This window comes from Paraburkholderia nemoris (genome assembly GCF_905221015.1).
In the GTDB taxonomy this organism is placed as follows: Bacteria; Pseudomonadota; Gammaproteobacteria; order Burkholderiales; family Burkholderiaceae; genus Paraburkholderia; species Paraburkholderia nemoris.
Genome location: NZ_CAJNBO010000039.1, coordinates 1 through 17,002 on the forward strand (window position 1 = coordinate 1; position 17,002 = coordinate 17,002).

Genomic DNA, 17,002 nt, shown 5'->3' on the forward strand with positions numbered 1-17,002 from the left:
GTCAACGTTGGCCAGCTGAACAGTTCGGTTGCACAGGGCGTACAGCAGGCTAACAGCTACACCAATCAGCAGATTGCCGGCGTACAGAATCAGATCAACGACGTCGCGAAGGCCGCTTACTCCGGTGTCGCAGCTGCAACGGCGTTGACGATGATTCCTGACGTTGACCAAGGCAAAACGTTGTCGTTCGGCATTGGCTCTGCGAACTATAAGGGATATCAGGCGGTCGCACTCGGCGGAACTGCTCGTGTCACCGAAAACATCAAGGTTAAGTTCGGTGCGGGCGTGAGCGCTAGTGGTACCACAGTTGGCGTGGGTGCTTCATATCAGTGGTAGTAAAGGAAGTAGGCGAAGAGAGGCATCTGCCTCTCTTCAAAATCGTCCACTTTCTCAATTTTCCGTTCGGACTTATTGCAACGTACACGCAGTGCCGTGTCTGTCGCGTCGACTGGCGATGTAGGCGTGCGCGCTCAGGTCGGTTATGAGTTCTAGTAGCTGGTCGCGGCAGATACACCATGCAGATACGGCCTGTCGGAAGTTGATATTTCACGGTCTCGCCGGCGACGGCGGACCGTGTCTTTTTATATTGCCCTCCATGCCAAGCTGATACCGGGCGCGCAATCCTTACTGTCGGTCTGGTGCAGCGTGTGCCAAGTGTCAGTGGCAGGACAACGAGGCTCTTCTGCTGGATCGAATATACCGCTGATGATCTGGATTTAAGGTAATACACAGGAGTCTGGCCGGGATTCCTGGTCGATGATGCGAAGCTTCATATCGGTAGTTTATTAACGGGAACCTTCGCCTACGCAGGCGCTAGGACGTGCAGCTTTGACTCGGTCATCGGTCGCAGCCCGGTGGTGATTCTCGCGTGGCAGGCTTGCGAAGCTGCCCCCTTGCCCGTGGACCTGCCAAATATCCATTCTGCCAAGTTATAAGTTTCGCGTACCCGCTGTCAGCACACTACGACACAGGAATCGGGCAAGGCTTTATACGATGAACATTCCGAACAACAGCAAGCTCGCTCGCATCACGGGAATGTTCCCTAGCAGGCTGTTGAATTTGGATCCCGTGTAAACGGGGTTTGAGGGACAGGCGTTATGGATATCGTGTTCATGATCTTTGGCAGCGGATGCGATGCGCGGAATGGATGAGATGCAGGAGCCCCTGTTCACGACGGTCAAGCTGGAGGACTTCGTCCCGGCAGATCACCCGTTGCGACCGATCCGGTTGCTGGTGAATGATGCGTTGAAACGGCTCAACGGGCTGTTCAGCGTCATCTACGCGGACACCGGCCGTGCCTCGATTGCGCCTGAGAAGCTGATGCGGGCGCTGCTGTTGCAGGTGTTCTACTCGGTGCGCAGCGAGCGCATGCTCATGGAGCAGATGCGCTACAACCTGCTGTTCCGCTGGTTCGTCGGGCTGGCGATTGAGGACGCCGTGTGGGACCACTCGGTGTTCTCGAAGAACCGCGACCGGTTGCTGGAGCATGAAGTCGTGGAAGCGTTCTTCACCGAAGTCATGAGCCTGGCGGACAAACGGGGCTTGCTGTCGAGAGACCATTTCTCGGTGGACGGCACGCTGATTCAGGCGTGGGCCAGTCACAAGAGCTTCCGCCGCAAGGACGGCCCGGACGATGGTCCGCCAGCCGGCGGTGGCCGCAACGCCGACACTGACTGGAAAGGCGAGCGACGTAGCAATGCCACGCACGAGTCGACTACTGATCCGGAGGCGCGATTGTTCAAGAAGAGCCACAAGAGCCCGGCCATCCTGTGCTACCACGGGCACATCCTGATGGAGAATCGCTCGGGGCTGGTGGTCGGCGCCGTGGTTAGTCACGCGGATGGTTTCGCCGAGCGGGCCAGCGCGTTGCAATTGCTCGATTGCGTGCCAGGCGCTCATGCGAAGACAGTTGGCGCCGACAAGGCGTATGACACCCGCGACTTCGTGAACGATTGCCGCGCTCGCAACGTGACACCGCATGTCGCGCGCAACGATGAGCGTTGGGGCGGCAGCGCAATCGACGGTCGCACTTCGCGGCATGCGGGCTACCGGATTAGCCAGATCATCCGCAAACGAATCGAAGAGCATTTCGGCTGGGGCAAGACCATCGGACGGATCCGGCAGACCGTCTATCGCGGTATCAAGCGCGTCGACCAGCACTTCAAACTGACGATGGTTGCGAGCAATCTGACCCGCATGGCCCGAATGCCAGGTGTGGTGCCGCAAGGAGCGACGCGATGAGCCGCTACGGCGCGAAGACTGCGCGCCACAAGGGCTGCATGCGTGCGCATGCCCCGCGCAGATTGCGCGGCGAACCGGTAATTCAGCGGGAAATCGCACGCGCAAGCCTCCTGAACATAGCTTCGGTCCTCATGACGGGGCGCTTTTCAACAGCCTGCTAGGCAGCGGTCTCCGATGAATCTTCTCTACCTGTGTGCGGTCGTCGTCGCCGTCGTCATTCTCGCGGCGGTCGCGTGTATCAATCGCGACTACCTCGTGCCGGCGACCACACTGTCCGTCCGGCCTGGCGAAACGTATGAGGACGTGGTCGCAGGATCGACCTTTCCCGTCAGTAAACACGCCGTTCTGCCCGGCAAAGGTTCTGGAGCGACGGATGTCGATGCGCCCACGCTCGTCATCGTGTTCAACGACTCCGTCAACGGCTTTACGCTTCCGCCTACGAAGTTCGCGCAAATTACCTGGCGTGACGGACGGGTTGCAACCATCACCACGTCACCCATGTTTGAGGCGCTACCGTTCGATGACGCCGTCGTCCTGGTGAACCAGCTCCAGACCGAATTCAGAAAAGCAGGTTGGGAGCCAGGCGGGCGATCCGACGAGCGCGCGCCGTCGTGGTTCGACATCACGTCTGCGGCAGGCCTGTCCGAGCTTAGGCAGGCAAGCATGCCAGAGGTTCGGCGGGGAAACACATTGAAACTGGTGGTGTCGCACAGATACGCGATGCGTTTCAGTTTCCGGTGCTGGGATTACTGTGCCCCCGCGCCAAATAAGTACACCCTTTACCGGATCGATATCAGCATCAGCCCCGACGACTGACGATGAGCGCACCTGACCCACCAGCCCGCTGCCGTATGCGGCGACCAGATGAATTGCCCGCTCGCCACGTTAACGTGAGCCGGGCACAGGCCGCTCATCCAACGCGTGACACGCTTCTTTAACACGGCGCGATGTTTTCGGACCTGTCCGATGGAGTCCACGCGTGCGTATCGTTACGATGATTAAATGGACACGGTTTTCTCATGTGATTCGACCAGATTTTTTGTCATGTGCTGCTCGCTTGCTCTTCTGTTTTTCGCTGTCATGAAGCGGCTGGTCAGCATCGCACTCGTGCCGATCGAGATGCGGCGGGATCCGGCACCCATCAGAGGTGCCGTCCAGATTGATGTGCTGCCCACACGTCATGGCTTGGCGTACTGACACGGGTCGGTGCAGTGTGTTTGTTGGCGTCGTTTGTTGTGCCCTGCTTGCCGGGTGCTATCTGGTGCTGCCACAGGTGACCTGTGGCGTTTCGTGCCCGATGTTCCCATACGAGGCCCAGATAGCCGCCGACCCGCGCACACCAATCCGGATTCGGACCGAACAGGTCGTCGTTTGAGAACGATTGAATGGAGAGTTACCTGTGAAAACAAAGAACAATAGTTTCCTTGTGCCCCACGCGCTTCTAGTCTTTGCCAGTCTGGATAAGCCAGATCAGCAGGACTTCCTCTTGTCGCTGAACAAATTCCTGTTCTCGTCAACAATATGCCGCGCTCAATTAGTGGAGCAGTGGAAACGCGATCATGGGCCGATGGAAATCGGGGCAGCCTATGGCATCAGCAATCTGTAAATCACTTCACCTGTTTAGCAATGTCAGACAAAGCAACAAAAGACGATTCCCCCATCGCGGCGCTGGCTACGCGCAATTCTGGTCGGACTGTCCGGCTGCGCCGAACTGGCAAATCGGCCCGCGTCACCTGATGCCTAGGTTGAAAAGGGCAGCATACAGGAACCAGAATGTAGCGCAGGAACCGACGATCTGAACGACCCAGTTGAGAGGCCTGTGCTGAGCGCGATGCGCGCGCCCAGCACAGGCCTCTCTGTTTCGCTGGACACCCGTAATGGTCATCGCGAGCCTGCCGGGCGTGTTGTTGTTCGCCTAGGCGTTTCTTCGTAGCATTCTTGCTCTCATATTTTCGCACCCCGTTACACCTCAATGACATGAAGATGCAATTGCGAATATTCACGGCGCAGCGTTGTCCATCGCCGCATCGTCGCTGTCCGGCGGCTGCGTCACCTCGGCAACCAAATGCGCGGCTGCGGGCAGGTGTCGCACCGGCACGAGCCTTTGATCGACCGACTGCCACACTTAAAATAGGATCCGTCTTATTTATTTGGTGCGACCACGAACTTATCCTGATGCCTGATTCGCAGCACCGCTGCATCTTTACGGAGAACTGGCATGAGCCCCTCTTATCTTCTCGACATTTCCCGCTTGCGCAGCCGGGACCATCTGCCAGCCCATGCTGACGTCACGGACGCCGGTGAACCGCAACCTGACCGGCCTTGCCTGCGCGACCTCATTACCTGGGGCAGCCCTGTTTCGTATTTCACGAAGAGTGCGGCCACACTAAGGGGCATCGGGGTTTATGCACGGATTGCCTACACCATCCAGCAACTCGCCGCATGACCATTCCGGCGTCAACCCGTGTAGCCAGATCGCTGGCACGTCGCGCACGCCGACTGAACCGACGGTTGCGTTCACTGTAACTGCGTTGTCCCTGTATTCCACCACGTGACCGGGGGTCTAACGATATGGAAAGTCCTGTTCCTGTTCCTGTTACCTACCCACACCTACAAGGCCTTTTCGCCGTTTACAGCCGAACAGGACTCGGGTCTGCCACTGCCCGAGTTGGCGCGTGCCGTCGAAGAGCTTGTTGATCTTGGCTCGCTCGATGTTGAGAAAAAAGCCTTTCTGGGTCGCAGGATGACCTTGCCCCTGACTATTGCGACCACGCAGGGCGCGAGCGAGAGCCGCCATTTCCACGAAGAAACGAAGTCCAGTCTGGCCCCAACCGGCAGGGGGATTTCGTACGGCAACAGCAACATAAAGGACGCAACTGGCCGGCGCGGTGATTGGCGTGCGCCGCAGCGTCCCAGCGCGCATTGACGGCTTCGCCATGACCTCTTCGCGGGCACGTCGCTCTATAAGCCATCGGGTTTCCGATCGCGCGTTTAACGCTCGGATTCGAGGTAATGCCCCAGCTCTGACCACAAGCGCTACCACATACAGCACGAATTTCTCAACAACATTTCCAACATGTATCTCACTCAACAGGAATGCTAGGTCCTGCGTGATGCGTCGGTCGACGGCATCGACGCGATCGGGCAACTGCTCGCCCAGCTTATCCAGACCAATCCGCAGGCATTTCACACGGAGCAGACGCTTCCGAACCGCATGTTCTTTCACGAGCCGGCTGCTTACGTGCCCCGAAGCAGCTTCATTGATTCCATTGCTTCTAGCAGAACGGCGTGCTCGCTCGCTGAACAGAAGCGACGCAAGTACTTAAGACGCGTTCACGCTGATCGAACCACGTAAGGGACGGAGGTACCGCGGAAAGGCTTTTTCGACCACGCGGGTGGCGGTGGGTCTCAAGCTCACCACGCAATTTTGAATACCGAAATGAACTTTGCCTTAAAAAGGATGCTTGGTGCGATTCGAGCCATTTCACTTTTGTGCAATAGGTATTTGCCTGTTCATGGGGGCTACTGTCGGTGAAACGCTCGTCGGAAAGAGCGGTGCCATTGGGGACGCGCTGGCCGGAGTACTGGTCGGCACGATGGTGGCGGTATCATTTCTAGGCTCGGACACCGCCGAGCGAAGTAAGCACAGAGAAGCTAACAGTTTTTTACCTAAAAATGAACACAGGACAACTTAACGTTGAATATCTGGGCAGGCGCTGGCGAATGATGTTACCGCTGCACCAGGCGTTCGTGACGGAACTGAGCCGCATGGGAGTCAGCGACGGGGCATTCACGCTGGCGCTCGTGCTCACGAGGGTGTTGGATACATGGTCCTACAGATCTTTTTCGGCATATGCGGCCGCACAGGAGTCGGGCCTCTCGCAGCCAGAGTTGACGCGTGCAGTCAAAGAACTGGTCGATCTCGGCGCTCTGGATATCCGGAAGAAGGCCTGCCTGGGTCGCTGGATGACCTTGTACCGGTTGGGCAAGGCGATCGTATCGCGCGCGGCTGCATTCGCGGAACTGACTGCCCCCGCTATCAATGACTGACGCCCCCGTCGACACCAGCAACGGTGCGAGCACGCCACCACAAAAAGGGAGGTCATCCTGGCATCTGGACACATCCACCACGACGACAATGAGTCACGCTTCTTCACTGCGCCGCAAACCTATGGACTTGTTCGCCAGCGCGGGCCTGAACGGATCGCCATCGTGACCGAAAGCACCCCGAGGGGCCGGGCCGTCCTGTGCTTTCTTTCACCATTCGACGCGCTCATCGAGGTCGCACATTTCACTAGGCTCGGACAAGCCTATCACGCCGTATCCGCGTCGGAGATCGGCCGGGAACGCTTCCTCCGCGCGTCGCGCCAGGAGCTAATTGCCTGCCTGCATCTGGGTTGGTCCGCGTGTGACGGCAAGATTCTGGTGCGGCCCAGGCTCGAGCCGCACCGGTACATCCGAACGCTACACCAAGGAATTCGCATTCCTCTTTCGTTCGAGGTGGACGAAGAGTCGATCAGGGCGGTTGACTGGCTGTATGAGCGTGCGGGCCTGTTCGCGTGGCGCGAAACGATCGGTGCGTTCCGCAACTGGAGCGATCGGAGCGTGGCGGAAGTAATTGACCATGCACTGCGATCGATGATGCTGACGCCAGGGTTCCCCTCGTCATGCAACCAGATTGCGCTCTTCGATCCCGAGTTTGCCCAGTGGCACTTTGTGCCGATTGCCGATGTGGTAGGCATCGGCAACAGAAAATAACTCTCGGCCCGCACATCCGGTAACACATCGAGACAACTGGTTGCAGGTTTCGATTGGGTCCGACATAGTGCAGTCAACGGGCGGACCCAAAGGGTGAACGAGACCGGAAATGAGGGTGCTCGCGATCAGTTGCGATAGTCTGAGAAGGAATCATGCATGGTACGGACGAGCGAGAGCGCGTCACTTCGGGGGGGGCTGAAAGGTCTATGCCGCCTCCTTTAGCGCCGCAGGTTCTTCCGGTCTCATCCCGGGAAACCAGCGAACGAAGGTTTTCCGCAGATCATCGTTCAGGACCTGCACGCGGGTTTGCAGCAGCAGATGCGCGCCGCGCTGGGTCCAACGCATCTGCTGCTTTTTCACAAAGCGCTTGCTGACCACATAGTTCACAGTCGACTCGACAAACGCCGGGGAAATCGGCTCATCGTGCCGGTAGCGGTCGCCGTAATTCGGAATGAACGCTTGGTTGGCCCTGATATAGGTGCGGAATTCCCGTACTGCCTTCTCCAGTTTCTTCTTGTTTGCTTCGCGTCGCCGTTCTACGGCGCGTGGTGGCTATGGGCACCGATGGACTGGGGTGAACTGGCATTGCCATCAGGTGCGCCGGCGTATCTTGAGGCGCGCTCGGCCTATGCGCGCTGTTCATGGATGGGTGTGGCGCGCGGCCGGATCGACCCGACCAAGGAAAAGGCTGGGGCGGTGATGGACATGGCCGCGGCGCTCTTGACGCTCAAACACGAATGCGGGGAACAGGACTCGACTACGAGGAAGTGCTGCACCAGCGGACGATGGAAATCCGGCTCATGAACGAACGCGGTCTGGATCTGCCGGACCGGGCTGGCAGTGTCGCTGCGGCCGAAGCGGCAACCCGGCCGCAGCAACGGTTCCCTGCGGCCGCATGCGCATGGTGATGTCATCAAATATGATAACGCCTCGATGCCGAACAGTTCCCACGACACCACGCGCAGCACCCCGGATGCATACCAGTTCTTGAAGCGGTGATGGCAGGTGCGGTACTCGGGATAGCGGGCGGGCAACCCACAGTACGCCGTTCAGTACGTCACGCGTGTTGTGCCCGGTCCGGCCGTGCCGATCTTTGCGCAGACGCAAGGCTTGGAACAGGGTTTCAACGCGGCCCCCACTGATCGTCGGTCAGATCCCGATGCGCATGCATGACGTTCTCCAAGTTGACAAGGGAAAGCCGGTCTCAGCAGTACGTGATTCCGGCAGAAAGCAGACAGGTTGGAAACGTTCTTTCAGGCAAGCAAAAAAACGCGCCCAGAAACGGACGCGCGAAGGGGTATTGCATGGGCCGTGACGAACTCGGCTCAGAAGGGGAATGACCTTGTTCAACACGGGTTTGATGTTGCAGACAATCTGTCGGGCATGCAATCGGACAAGTCTGATACTGCTGGTTGCGGAAAACGAACGGATCATTCCTATCCTTGAGAACAGGCCATGAAACCGGACTACCGAAACCCGCGCAAAAAACGCGTCAGGGAAGTGACGCGCGAAGCGCGGGTTGCAACTGACAAAAATATAGGATGGTGGCGGGGGACTACTCCTTTGTGATTCTAGAACCGATATTTCGGACACGCCAATAAAAGACAGCAACCTTAACAGACCTGCCGGATGCGAGCGCAACCCCTGCGCAGCTGAAGCGGCGATACCTGGTGAGCCGCGCAGCCTGCTGATGCACGGGGACTGTTGCGCTGGCCGTCTACCCCATGTGGTTATACACAAGTTGACGTTAGGAGAGGAATAGCAAAGCAGACAGAGGGGGGTTGTTAACAATGCGAATTTCGCGTTTACTCTCGGATTTTCGGCATGAAGATCCAGGACGACGCGGGGGCATGGGCGGACGAGGAATTCGAAACGCTGGATCTGGGTGATCCGCGGCGAGACCGGCGCGCGAAGGAGCTGGTCAAGCGGTTTGCCAGCCGTCCGACGGCCAGTATCCCGGGCGCGTGCGAAGGCTGGGCCGAGACGATGGCGGCCTATCGCTTTCTGGGCAATGAGCGCATCGACTGGCGCGACATGATGCAGCCGCATTGGGATCGCACCACAGCACGCATGGGGCAGTTGCCGGTGGTGCTGTGTATTGCCGATACGACAGAGCTGAACTTTAACGGTCAGGACATCGAGGGGGCCGGCCCGCTCAGTTATGAAGCGCAGGTGGGCATGTATCTTCATGCGACCTATGCGGTGACACCGGATCGGGAGCCGCTGGGTGTCATCAATTCCTGGATGTGGGCGCGCGAGCCACGCGATGCAAACGGCAGGCGTGGTGGTGTCAGGGAAAGTACACGGTGGGTTGAAAGTTATGAGATCGTGGCCGAACAGGCACAGGCCCTGCCTGACACGCGGCTGGTGTACGTGGCCGACCGCGAAAGCGATATCGCCGCGCTCATGCAGTGTGCGCAGGAACAGGGTAATCCGGCTGACTGGCTGATCCGCTCCCAGCACAATCGTGCCCTGAAGGATGAAGAAAAGCTGTGGGACAAGGTGCACGCGAGTAATGTGCTCGGCCATATCAGCTTCGTGTTGCCGGGACGCAGTGGCCAAAAGGCGCGTGAAGTGAAGCAGGAACTGCGTAGCCAGCGCATCACGCTGCCCGGGCGGGCCGGTGTCACACTCACCTGCGTCGAGGCGTGCGAGGTGGATGCGCCAGCGGGCGGAAAGCCCGTTATCTGGCGTCTTGTGACCAACCGCGAAGCGGCTGATGCGGATGCGCTCATCGAACTCGTTGACTGGTACCGAGCGAGGTGGGAGATCGAAATGTACTTCAATGTCCTGAAGAACGCCTGCCGGGTTGAGGCGCTGCAACTGTCGCAGATGGAGCGGATCGAGAAGGCACTCGCGCTGTACATGGTCGTATCGTGGCGTATTGCACGGCTCATGCGTCTGGGCAGGACGTGTCCGGAGTTGGACGCGTCGCTCTTCTTTGCGGCTGACGAGATACATGGCGCTCATGTACTCTCAAAAAAGCCACGCCCGAAAAAGACACCAACGCTGAATCAGATGATACGGATGATCGCATCACTAGGCGGATTCCTCGGGCGTAAGAGCGACGGTGAACCGGGCGCGAAGACGCTGTGGATCGGTATGCAGCGGGTCATGGATGCCGTGATCACCATCCAGATCTTGCGCGACGGCTACGACACTTCCGTATAAGGGGATGCGTCTACCCGTGCAGAAACACTCGGCGTCAACTCATGTGGGAAGCAGCACATAGCACTCGGCAAGCAGTATGACAAACGACGCAAGCAGGCAGACGGTGCCTATTCGAGTGGCCCGACCGGGCCATCGTGTGTCTGACAGTTGGCCGGTTCCGACAATACTCATGACGGGGACCGGATCGCGCCGTATAACGATAGGCACAAGTACGATGCAGATCAGCGACAGCATGCAGGCGAAAGACTGAATAGCGAAGGAGAAGTCCATAGGGGGAAACAGAGTCATGTCGCGCGAGGAAGTGCGTGATCGTACTTCCAGTGTATCGACACAGCCCTGAGCAGCCTATCAGACGGGTCCCAAAATAGTTCTCTTGGGAAGCAAAAAATAGCGGCTCTTCATGCAATTGCGCAAGCGGACTGTCAGCGTCCATCTGCGGAACCCGTCGTATTCTCGCGGACACATTTGAAACCGGATTACCCACGCACGCGCGATGTCCGTTAGCCAACCACTGCTTCGACGATGCCGACGATCAGCGCGTAAGTGGCAATAGTGCCGCTCAAAGTGAGCGCGCTTTTCGGAAAATACGACATGGGATTCCTCCGGGGCATAGTGTGAAGTGCCATTCAGGCATAAATGAAGTCGTGCTTTCATTGCGATGAGGTCGGTCGTCAATTGCGGAGAGCAACGGGTTTACGCCATTTCGTAACAATTCGTTTCACCGCGCAAGTGCGGCTTTTTTCGTAAGTCCTAGATAGTTGCTTCCGTCAAAATCCCCCACAGAAGCGGTCCCCGCGCATTGTGACTGATGCGTGGTTGCATGAATTTCGCTCGCAATGCTTGGTATCTCAAAATAATTCGCAATGTTAAAGAATATAAACTCCATGAAACGTGTCAACGATCGCCCATAGCGGTTCGTTAACGCAGGGAAGGTGTCAATGGACAAATGGACATCTTCCTGAAGTTCAACATACTGAGATAGCCCAGAATGAAATCGAAACTTGTCGCGCTTGTTTTCCTTTCCCTGACGTTTGCCGGTAGCGCATTCGCGCAGGATTCCGATCATCACAAAGCCGATGCGCATCGTGCAGCAGCCGACCAGCGCATGCATGAACATGACCAGCGCATGCCTCGCGATGCTCGTAACGACCGGATGCATCGTGATCAGATGGCGGATGGGCATCACGACGATCATATGGTGCATTAAAGCTGGTTTGTCTGCCCATGCTCCGTGCATTGCACGGAGCATGCCTCATTCTGGAATTCCTGATCGACGTGGCAGTGCCTGAAAGCGGAGTCTGCTCCATCGTGCACGGTACGCCACCGGACGCTTACCCGACAGGGCAGTTGCCCGACGTTCCGCGTTCAGGGAATGCTGGCCCTGCGATCCGTACTTAAACAATTTTCCCCTGCCCATTTCATGAAGATAGTGCGTCAGTGGTGTAAGGCTGGCACGCCAGTTCTGCTGTGCGTCGCTACGGCGGCAGCGCTTGGCGGTTGTGCCATCGCGCCGCGGAGAACATCGCCCTCCGGCGTTAGCGACATGGACTCCATGACGACAGAGAGTACCCCGCCGTCCGTTGCGGCGGGTTTTTACCGCGTCAATCCCGGCGACACCCTATCAGGGATCGCGACCTCGTTCCGTCGCTCAACCCAGTCAATTGCGAGCTGGAACCGGTTGTCGGGTCCTGCGCCTGTATTCGCCGGGCAGGTGCTGCGCGTCGCGCCTCCAATGGCAAGCACGTCCGCGGACGCCTTGCCGAAATCGAGAATGGACGATGGCATCGAGGCTGCGGACACTGCGCGATTCGCATGGCCGGCGCGCGGACTGGTCACGCCGGTATTTGTGGCCGGCAGGTCCAGTGGTATCGAGATCGGTGGTAGCGCGGGTGACCCGGTCAAGGCTGCGGAAGCCGGCCGTGTCGTCTACGCGGGAGGGCGCATCAAGGCTTATGGCCTGCTGATCATCATCAAGCACGATTCGCATTTCCTGACCGTGTACGGAAATAACCGCAGGCTGCTGGTCAAGGAGGGAGAGGCGGTGACCCGAGGACAGACCATCGCGGAAATGGGTGCGGACACGAGCGCGGTTGCATCTCTCAGGTTCGAAATACGGACCGATGGCAGGCCGGTTGATCCGCTGGACTTTCTCCCGAAACAGCCCGGCTAATGGGATTCCATCGTCGCCTTGATCAAAGGTTGCGCGAGCGTTCGCTGCCACACGGTCGCCGCGTGAAGTAACCTTAACCACAACACATTTCTTTGAAAAAGTCGCGCGACTACCGACATACAGGAATCCTGCTGTTCGCTGCGATACTGTCTGGATGCGCCCGGCTTCCGCAGGATGAGCGGGCTGGCGACGCAATGTCGAATGGGCAGGAGTTGGTGACCAGCGCGCCCGTCACGCCGCGCCTGATAGAGGGCTCGCCGCCCATGCTCGTGGCTGGTGCGGAAAACCGACTGGATGCAGAAACGCCGCCCCTGCCGTACAACCATGGGCACGTGGCACATTTCTGGCAGTCGGGACTGGCATCCTGGTATGGGAAGGTTTTCCATGGACGTCGGACCGCGAGCGGAGAACAGTACGACATGTACGCGCTGACAGCGGCACACCGGACCTTGCCGTTGGGTTCGTATGTCCGGGTGACTGCCCTTAGGGATGCCCGCTCAGTGGTAGTGCGTATCAATGACCGCGGGCCATACGCACGCGGTCGCGTGATCGACCTGTCGTATGTCGCGGCAGCGGCGCTCGGCCTGTCGCGAACGGGCACCATGCGGGTCAGGATCGAGAGCGTCGGGAAGCAGGACAGCCAGCGCGTAGCACTTGACTGCAAGTGCACTGAGGTGGAAACAGGCGGCTGAAGATGTCCGGGACTTCAAGGTGTCGGCAGCCTGATTCGTCTTCGCATGGGCATGCGATCGATGAGCTAATTTTGACTGAACATGGCAAGCCTCAATAAAGTAATCCTGGAATCCTTCCTGCGAACCACACGCCGTATCGTGCAGGCGCGTCGTACACGGCGTATCGTGGTCGTCCTGCTGATCTCCCTCATGTTGTTCGGTGTGCTGGGGTTTTTCGCGGCACCGCCGCTGATTCGCCACATCGCCGAGCAACAACTCAGCCAGCAACTCGACAGGCCAGCTACGATTGGCTGCATCGCGCTCAATCCCTATACGCTCAGGTTCGAGGCGGACCGCATTCATATCGGCGAGCACGGCGGCCAGGGCGATTTCGTGGATGTCGCGCGGCTGATCGTGAAACCATCGTGGAGTTCGCTGTTCCGCGCCGCGCCGATTATCGATGAAGTGCAACTCGACTCGCCGCGCTTCAACATCATCCGCTACGACGCACAGCGCTTCAATTTCACCGATCTGATCGAGAGGTTTGCGAAACAGCCGTCCAAACCCGGCAGCAAGCCGACGCTGTTCTCGATCTCGAACATCCGGCTCGAAAACGGCCAGATCAACTTCGATGATCGCCTGCTCGGCGTGAAGCACGTGATCGATCACTGGAAGCTCGGCATTCCGATTATCGCCACGCTGCCCTCGAAGACCGATATCTTTGTCGAGCCGCTGCTGCGCGCGCGCATCGACGGCAGCCCGCTTGCCATCGACGGCAAGACCAAGCCGTTTGCTGCTTCGCGCGAGTCGGAAGTGTCGCTGCGCTTCGACGGGCTCGATGTGCCGCAAATCTTGTCGTATGCCCCGGAGAAGCTGCCGGTGACGGTGCAGTCGGGTAATCTCTCGACGAACCTCAAGCTCAATTTCATCGAGTCCAACGATGCGCCGTCGCTGCGCGTGACCGGAACCGTCGATCTGACCGATGTCGACGTGCTCGACGAAAACAGGAAGCCGTTCTTCGCGGCGCATGCGCTGCATGTCGCGGCGGCGGCGCTTGAACCGCTGAAGAGCGTGTATCACTTCGACGAGATCCGTATCAATACGCCCACCGTCAATCTGACGCGTGACAGGGACGGTGTGCTGAGCGTGGAACGCACCTTTACGCCGGCAGCGGCACCCGCTCCGGCGGCGGTCAGCCCCGCAAAAGCCACAGCGCCGCTCGATCTGGCGATCAAACGCTTCGCGCTCAATGACGGCATCGTCAATGTTCAGGACGATGCGGCGGCGCGACCTGTGGCGCTGGGCCTGAAGAGCCTTGCGGTCTCTCTGTCGGACTTTTCGACGCGGAACAGGACACCTGCGCACTACACGGTGAGCACGGCGTTCAAGGACAGCCCGGGCTCGCTCGATGCGGCGGGTTCATTTTGCATCGTCGCGAAGAGCGCCGACTCGAAGATCGACATCAAGTCGTTGTCATTGCCGATGTTGCAGCCGTATCTCGACAGCGTGACGGCAGTCCAGGTGACCGACGGGTCGCTTTCCGCGACAACCAGTCTTAGCGCGAGCTGGGCGAAATCGCCGCCGGAGATCAAGGTCGGCGAGAGCCAGCTGGATCTGCAATCGCTGAAGCTGGCGGCGCTCGGTACCAGGGAGCCGGTTGTGTCGTTGGCGCAGGGCCAGGTGGGCGTCGGGCAGGTTGACGTATCGGGCCGCAATGCAGAGATCACGGGCGTCGATGCGACGGGGCTCGTGATCAATGCGCAGCGTCTGAAAGATGGCCGCATCGATCTTGCCGCGCTCGCTGGACCACGCCAGGAGGCACAGCATCGCACTGCAATCCATGCGGTCAAAAAGGCTCAGGAACAGGGCGCCGCCTGGCACTACAGGATCGGCGAACTGAGCCTGAAAGACGCGACGGCCAACTTCACCGACAACACGACGCCGCGTCCGGTCAAACTCAACATCACACCGCTCCAACTGAAGGTGCAGCAGATCAGCGACGACCTGAGCCAGTCGCTGCCGATCGACCTGCAGGCGACACTCAATCGCAAGGGCACGCTCGGGATCTCCGGCGACGTCACCACGACACCGCTCAAACTCGCGCTTAAAGTGGATGCGAAGCGGCTCGACGCGGCGGCGTTCGAACCGTACTTCGGCGGCAAGCTTAACGCGACGATTGCGAGCGCGTTGCTGAACATGAAGGGCGATGTGGCGGTTTCGCAGGCATCGAAGTCGCTGAAGGCGTCGTACCGCGGCGACGCCGCATTGGTCGATGTTCGCATGCTCGACAAGGCGACCTCAGACCCGTTCGCCGGATGGGGCGCGCTCGCGCTGACGAACCTGAGGGCGAGCTACGACCAGCATGGCACCGACGTCGATGCCGGGCGCGTGACGTTCTCGAACTTCTATGCGCGGGTGCTGCTGGATCCGCAGGGCAAGCTGAATCTCACCGACGTTGTCGCGCATGAAAGCGTCGCGCCGCAGACCCTGATACGCGGCAAGAGCACGACTGAGCCGGTGCCGTTGACGCCGGGTGCGGCGAGCGAGCCGCCGCCGGCGCCTGCAACAACCTCGACGCTTGTCACGGCAGCAGCACCGAAGCCCGCGTCTGCGTCGGCCGCGTCGGCCATCGTGACCGCCGCACCACCCTCGAGCCCGGTGAGAGTGCACTTCGGTCAACTGGTGCTACAGCAGGGCCGCGTGACGTACACCGACAACTTCGTCAAGCCGAACTTCACGGCTCATCTCGTCGGACTTCAGGGGACGGTCGGCGCATTCGGCACGCAGTCGACCACCTCCGCGCCAGTGGACGTGGCCGGCAGGCTCGAGGCGAACGGGCCGCTGTCGATTCGCGGCACGGTCAGTCCGCTGGCCGCCAGTCCAGCGCTTGACCTGACGGCGAGTGCGCACGAGATCGAGCTGACCAACCTCACGCCGTATTCCGCAAAATATGCAGGCTATCCGATCACGAAGGGCAAGCTCAACGTCGATCTGCGCTACAAGCTCGACAACGACCAGCTGAGCGCCAACAATCACCTATTCATCGACCAGCTGACTTTCGGCGATCACATCGACAACGACACGGCGACCAGACTACCCGTGCGTCTTGCGATCTCGCTGCTGCAGAACACGAAAGGCGAAATCGACGTCAATATTCCGGTCTCGGGCTCGCTGTCGAATCCGGAATTCAGTATCGGCGGTTTGATCTGGCACGCGGTGCTGAACCTGCTGGAGAAGGCGGTAACCTCGCCGTTCTCGCTGCTGGCGAATGCGTTCGGCGGCAATGGCGAGGAAATGGGCTATGTCGAATTCGAACCCGGTTCCGCGAAATTGTCGGATGCCGCCGACCAGAAGCTCGATACCATCGCGAAGGCGCTGGCCGACAAGCCGTCGATCCGTATCGACCTCATCGGGCGGGCCGATCCCGCAGTCGACGAGGCGGCCTTGCGTACCCGGTATGTCGAGCGGCTGGTCAGGCAGGAGAAGATCAGGGACGTGGTCGGCAATGGTGAGAGCGTCGATCTCTCCACGGTCACCGTGGATCCGGAAGAGTACGAGAGGTACCTGACCAAGGCCTATAAAGACGCCGACTTCCGGAAGCCGCGTAATTTCGTGGGCCTGACCAGGACGCTGCCCGACGATGAGATGAAAAGCTCGCTGGCCGAGCACGCGCCGATCAACGACGCCAGTTTGCGTGAGCTCGCGCAACGACGCTCGCAGAGCGTGCAGCAATACTTCGAGGGCAAGATCGACAGCAGCCGACTGTTCATCGTCGCTCCGAAGCTCGACGCGCAAGGTATCAAGGACAAGGGTGCGACGACGAGGGTGGATTTTGGGTTGGGAATGTAGCTTGCGGTAACGCCTCTTTTACGGGATCGGAACATGGTCAATACCCCTTGATCAGTACGCCCACTCCACGGCGAGCACGCCGCGAGCGCGCATCATTGGTCTTTCGGGTGGCGCGACGCTGCCGTTCGCCGGTATACCTCAT

The 17,002-nt window shown here is 59.2% G+C and carries 15 protein-coding genes and 1 pseudogene; 12 read left to right on the forward strand and 4 right to left on the reverse strand.

Annotation, left to right across the window (positions count from 1 at the left end; all coding sequences use genetic code 11):
• From KHO33_RS36880 to KHO33_RS36905, 6 genes are all read left to right on the forward strand, one after another.
• Positions 1–336: YadA C-terminal domain-containing protein (locus KHO33_RS36880; RefSeq protein ID WP_200567725.1), on the forward strand; the 336-nt coding region annotated here is incomplete at its 5' end.
• 798 nt (positions 337–1,134) lie between these two features.
• Positions 1,135–2,241: an IS5 family transposase gene (locus KHO33_RS36885; protein ID WP_372342400.1), complete on the forward strand. Its 1,107-nt coding sequence runs from the start codon at positions 1,135–1,137 to the stop codon at positions 2,239–2,241.
• Between the two features lie 174 nt (positions 2,242–2,415).
• Positions 2,416–3,057, forward strand: coding sequence for a hypothetical protein (locus KHO33_RS36890; protein ID WP_200567723.1), 642 nt, complete (start codon positions 2,416–2,418; stop codon positions 3,055–3,057).
• 186 nt (positions 3,058–3,243) lie between these two features.
• Positions 3,244–3,438, forward strand: coding sequence for a hypothetical protein (locus tag KHO33_RS36895; RefSeq protein ID WP_200567722.1), 195 nt, complete (start codon positions 3,244–3,246; stop codon positions 3,436–3,438).
• A 202-nt stretch (positions 3,439–3,640) separates the two neighbouring features.
• Positions 3,641–3,847, forward strand: a complete 207-nt coding sequence (locus KHO33_RS36900; protein WP_200567721.1) for a hypothetical protein — start codon at positions 3,641–3,643, stop codon at positions 3,845–3,847.
• Between the two features lie 612 nt (positions 3,848–4,459).
• Positions 4,460–4,687: a hypothetical protein gene (locus tag KHO33_RS36905; protein ID WP_200567720.1), complete on the forward strand. Its 228-nt coding sequence runs from the start codon at positions 4,460–4,462 to the stop codon at positions 4,685–4,687.
• Between the two features lie 150 nt (positions 4,688–4,837).
• On the opposite strand, the gene KHO33_RS36910 is transcribed toward KHO33_RS36905, so the two are convergent.
• Positions 4,838–5,467: a hypothetical protein gene (locus KHO33_RS36910; protein ID WP_200567719.1), complete on the reverse strand. Its 630-nt coding sequence runs from the start codon at positions 5,465–5,467 to the stop codon at positions 4,838–4,840.
• 497 nt (positions 5,468–5,964) lie between these two features.
• Between KHO33_RS36910 and KHO33_RS36915 the strand changes: the two genes are divergently transcribed.
• Entirely contained in the window at positions 5,965–6,291 is a 327-nt protein-coding gene (locus tag KHO33_RS36915) for a hypothetical protein (protein WP_200567718.1), read from the forward strand.
• A gap of 162 nt (positions 6,292–6,453) precedes the next feature.
• Positions 6,454–6,999, forward strand: coding sequence for a hypothetical protein (locus KHO33_RS36920; RefSeq protein WP_200567717.1), 546 nt, complete (start codon positions 6,454–6,456; stop codon positions 6,997–6,999).
• Positions 7,000–7,203: 204 nt separating this feature from the next.
• Here the strand turns inward: KHO33_RS36920 and KHO33_RS36925 are convergent.
• Together KHO33_RS36925 and KHO33_RS36930 are read right to left on the reverse strand one after the other, a co-directional pair.
• Positions 7,204–7,512: pseudogene (locus KHO33_RS36925) on the reverse strand (ISKra4 family transposase); the annotation flags it as partial.
• Between the two features lie 113 nt (positions 7,513–7,625).
• The gene (locus tag KHO33_RS36930; RefSeq protein WP_200567716.1) at positions 7,626–8,033 is read right to left on the reverse strand and encodes a hypothetical protein; all 408 of its coding nucleotides are present in this window, start codon (positions 8,031–8,033) and stop codon (positions 7,626–7,628) included.
• A gap of 790 nt (positions 8,034–8,823) precedes the next feature.
• On the opposite strand from KHO33_RS36930, the gene KHO33_RS36935 reads away from it, so the two are divergent.
• Positions 8,824–10,170: an IS4 family transposase gene (locus tag KHO33_RS36935; RefSeq protein ID WP_200567715.1), complete on the forward strand. Its 1,347-nt coding sequence runs from the start codon at positions 8,824–8,826 to the stop codon at positions 10,168–10,170.
• Positions 10,171–10,888: 718 nt separating this feature from the next.
• On the opposite strand, the gene KHO33_RS36940 is transcribed toward KHO33_RS36935, so the two are convergent.
• On the reverse strand, positions 10,889–11,374 hold the full coding sequence (locus KHO33_RS36940; RefSeq protein ID WP_200567714.1) for a hypothetical protein: 486 nt from the start codon (positions 11,372–11,374) through the stop codon (positions 10,889–10,891).
• A gap of 567 nt (positions 11,375–11,941) precedes the next feature.
• Between KHO33_RS36940 and KHO33_RS42380 the strand changes: the two genes are divergently transcribed.
• The 3 genes from KHO33_RS42380 to KHO33_RS36955 all read left to right on the forward strand — a co-directional run bounded on the left by KHO33_RS42380 (position 11,942) and on the right by KHO33_RS36955 (position 16,860).
• Entirely contained in the window at positions 11,942–12,340 is a 399-nt protein-coding gene (locus KHO33_RS42380; protein ID WP_234480854.1) for a murein hydrolase activator EnvC family protein, read from the forward strand.
• Between the two features lie 194 nt (positions 12,341–12,534).
• Positions 12,535–13,032 (forward strand): septal ring lytic transglycosylase RlpA family protein, encoded by a 498-nt coding sequence (locus tag KHO33_RS36950; RefSeq protein WP_200567713.1) that lies wholly within the window; start codon positions 12,535–12,537, stop codon positions 13,030–13,032.
• 81 nt (positions 13,033–13,113) lie between these two features.
• Positions 13,114–16,860, forward strand: a complete 3,747-nt coding sequence (locus KHO33_RS36955) for a DUF748 domain-containing protein (protein ID WP_200567712.1) — start codon at positions 13,114–13,116, stop codon at positions 16,858–16,860.
• Positions 16,861–17,002: the final 142 nt, after the last annotated feature.